This is a genomic window from Skermanella sp. (assembly GCF_059503625.1).
This window is the reverse complement of record NZ_JCACHA010000238.1, coordinates 1-3,189: the sequence shown is the minus strand read 5'-3', so window position 1 is coordinate 3,189 and position 3,189 is coordinate 1. Positions and strand designations below refer to the sequence as shown.

2 protein-coding genes are annotated in these 3,189 nt (G+C 62.1%); one reads left to right on the top strand and one right to left on the bottom strand.

Going from position 1 to position 3,189, the window contains the following annotated elements:
• A partial coding sequence (locus tag AC5JJ6_RS05805) for a cold-shock protein (RefSeq protein ID WP_496041132.1) occupies window positions 1–408 on the top strand: 408 nt, incomplete at its 5' end.
• A 290-nt stretch (window positions 409–698) separates the two neighbouring features.
• Here AC5JJ6_RS05805 and AC5JJ6_RS05800 read toward each other — a convergent pair.
• Window positions 699–3,095: a tetratricopeptide repeat protein gene (locus AC5JJ6_RS05800; protein WP_496041131.1), complete on the bottom strand. Its 2,397-nt coding sequence runs from the start codon at window positions 3,093–3,095 to the stop codon at window positions 699–701.
• Between the last annotated feature and the right edge of the window lie 94 nt (window positions 3,096–3,189).

Below are 3,189 nucleotides of genomic sequence, written 5' to 3'. Positions count from 1 at the left end.
CAAAGCTTGGACGAAGGATCGACCATTGTGTGTGATCTGGCCGATGGACCGAAGGGACCCCAGGTTTCAACAATCCACAGCATGGAGGCTGGTTCCACCTCGAGCCAGCGAGGCAATCGCCCGACAACCGGATCCCGGTATCCCCACCAGAACGTCAGCGGCTACGATGATTACGGATACGGGTCGAAGCCCAGCAGTGGCGGAACCGTCGAAGGCACGGTGAAGTGGTTCAACCCGGACAAAGGCTTCGGCTTCATCGTTCCCGATCAGGGTGGGAAGGACATCTTCGTCCACATTCGGGCGGTCGAGCGTGCTGGGTTGAGCACGCTGCATGAGAACCAACGTGTTCGCTTCACCGAAAAGGCTGGGCAAAAGGGCATGGAAGCAGATGGTCTTGAGGTGATCTGACGGGTTTCCACCTTGGACGTATGGGAATCGTCTCTTGGCAGTACGAAATCGTTCGTGCTTCCGAGCGTAGTGCCATCGACTACCATACCGACTGGCGGCACATCGGTCTCAAAGGTCGCGAAACGTCTCGGACGTTTGTGCGGAGGACCCGGCACTGCTGGGGACATCTGGCGTCGCGACCATCTTCTGCCGGGCTACTTACCAGACATCGACAGCACTCGGGACCAAGGGCGAACATACCGCATGGCATCACGCCTGCCGTCGAACGCTGAGCCTGGAATGGACGCCCATCACCCCTCTCCGCCGCAGCACTTCTTGACCTTCTTGCCCGTACCGACCGGACAGGGATCGTTGCGGTGAACCTTAGTCGCGAACATCGACGCGGCAAGCTTCCCGTGCTGTCCCGCCATGGCGGTCAGTCTGGCGTGGAGACCAAGGTATTCGTGGATGAAGTCACCTAATGTCGGCCAGCCGAGCGGCCGCCGGCACGGCAGTGCCTTCCCGTGCGTCGCCCCGGTCTCGAGCACCGTAATCGCCTCCTGAATCTGCTCGCGGCGTTCAAGAATGTCGGCAAGCCTATAGTACGCCTCGATCCAGGTGGGATCGCTGTCGATGGCCTGCCGGTAGAGACGCTCCGCTTCGGCAAACCGGTTCGCAGTATGATAGGCATGTCCGAGTCGAAGGAGCCGGTACGCCTCGCCCTTTCCGGAATTCTGACTAAGCTGGGCGAGCAACTGCTGGGCCGACAGCCTCTCCCCGAACGCCCCGGTGAACAACCGCCGCTTGACCGGCGAGAACCGCTCGCCAAGCGAGAAAAACCAATCCTCATCACCCAGTTCGGCAAGCTTGGCCGTGATGGTTTCGACGGCCTCCGGGGTGAAATCGAATTCCGACACTGCCCCGCAGGCCGTGCAGGCGATGTCCTCGGCCAGGAAGGGCTGGGGACTGGGGGCGTCCGGTGAGACCCAGATGTCGTGCACCTCGTAGGTCGCGGTGTGTCCGCACTTCATACATGTCAGCGGGACGTCAAGCCTGGGTACGCCGCTATTGCCATCGAGGGCTTCCGCCAGGAAGTCATGCTGTCGGCGGTTATCCTTTTCGAACTGCGATCGCACCAGCTTCTCAAGCTCCCGGTGCTCCTCCGCCAAACCGCCATGCAGCAAGCCGAGAATGGCGAAGGCCCGGTCGATGCCTTGAAAGTCCTGGCCGATCAATCCCTTCAACCGCTCGTTCAACACCGGGTCATCCAGAACCAGGACGGCCTCGCCGAGTTCATAGTCGCTTTCGTCGAGAAACTCGTCCCAGTGCCGATCAATCAGGCCGACCGCTGCTGGCGATCCATTCCTCACGGCTAATCCCAGGGCGAGGATGCGGACGAACTCGGGTAACCGGTCGAAATGCTGATCAATGTATTCTATAGCGGCGTCACCAAACGTCTCCGCCGCCCTGAGGGCAGCGTTGCGACTTTCTTCGAACTCAGCGTCCAGCAGGTCGATCAGCACGGGCAGGAACGCCGGATCACCAAGCTGGGCCATCAGATCAGCGGCATGGACGGCTCCATAGTCCTCGGCGTGCTCGCGAGCAATCCGCGTCAGATGGCTGGTGACCTCCTCCGGCGGCAGCGTCCGAAGGTGTTCGCCCACTTCGTCCAAGCCCGCCGGCAGCCGCATGTCCGCCGCGACCAGGGGCCAAATGTCCCGATTCTTGACGTCGCTCAGATCAAGCCGGTCCCGCCGATAGACGCTGAGCAGTCCAGCCAAGGCAATGACGCCGTGCCAGATCCGCTTCGCCGTCGGTGACGAGGGTTGTGGGAAGCCCTGGTCGACCAGGGCGACGAGGTCTTCCCAGGCGGGCTCGCCGACCGTCGCGGCGACCAACTCCTGCGGCACCGACCCGAGCAGCGTGATGGCCCTGTCGGCGGCCTTGCGATCATTGGTGCGGAGAGGTCGCAGGATGTTCTCGACGGCCGTGATGTCGATCCCGGACTGGAAAACGAATGCCGCGACCGGACCAATGCCCTGCTTGGTGAAGCCGAGCACGTAGTCGCGAACAACGCCGAATTGCGAGTGATCGCCGAATAGGACTGCCGAGATAGTTTCCAGATGGTTGGCGTAGGCCCGCTCTCCCCGTTCGCTAGCCCACTCGGACAGAAACCGTCGGACTAGTTCGATGCGGGCCGGGTGACGCGAACGCAGGGCCGCCGTGATCCGTGCGATGTTCGCCGCATAGGCGTCATCGGTGTCGGTGAGGGTCTCGATCACCGGCTGGGCGAAATCAATGATCCGGCGGGTGGCCTCGGGGGCGAGATGATCCAGGGACTGTAGGATGCCAACGACCTGCCGGGAGCGGACGGCATCCGGTTCGGACAGGTAGCCCTCGAACAAGCTGGCGGCCCGGACGCCATCGTGGCGGGCCAGGAAGGCAGCAGCGTCGATGGCGGCCCGATAGGGCAGCGTCGGCCACATCTCGACCAGCCGGTCCACATGCTCGGCGAGGACTGTGTCGGGGACAATACCAATCAGCACGTTGAGGTCATGCGGCTCCCAGGTGTCGAAGTAATATCGGACCGCTGACGGGCTGAGGAATGTCTCCTCGACGAACTTCCGTGGCTCCGGGCGAGCGAACTCGGTATCGTGCAGGTACCCAATCGCCCAGTGGACCAGGAGCGGATCTTCGTGAAATGCCATGCCTGCGACCTGTCGTGCTTGCCAATCGGCTCATCGTATGTATCCGTCATCGGCACCCCACATTGTGGTGAAGGTTGCGACACGCGAGGATAGG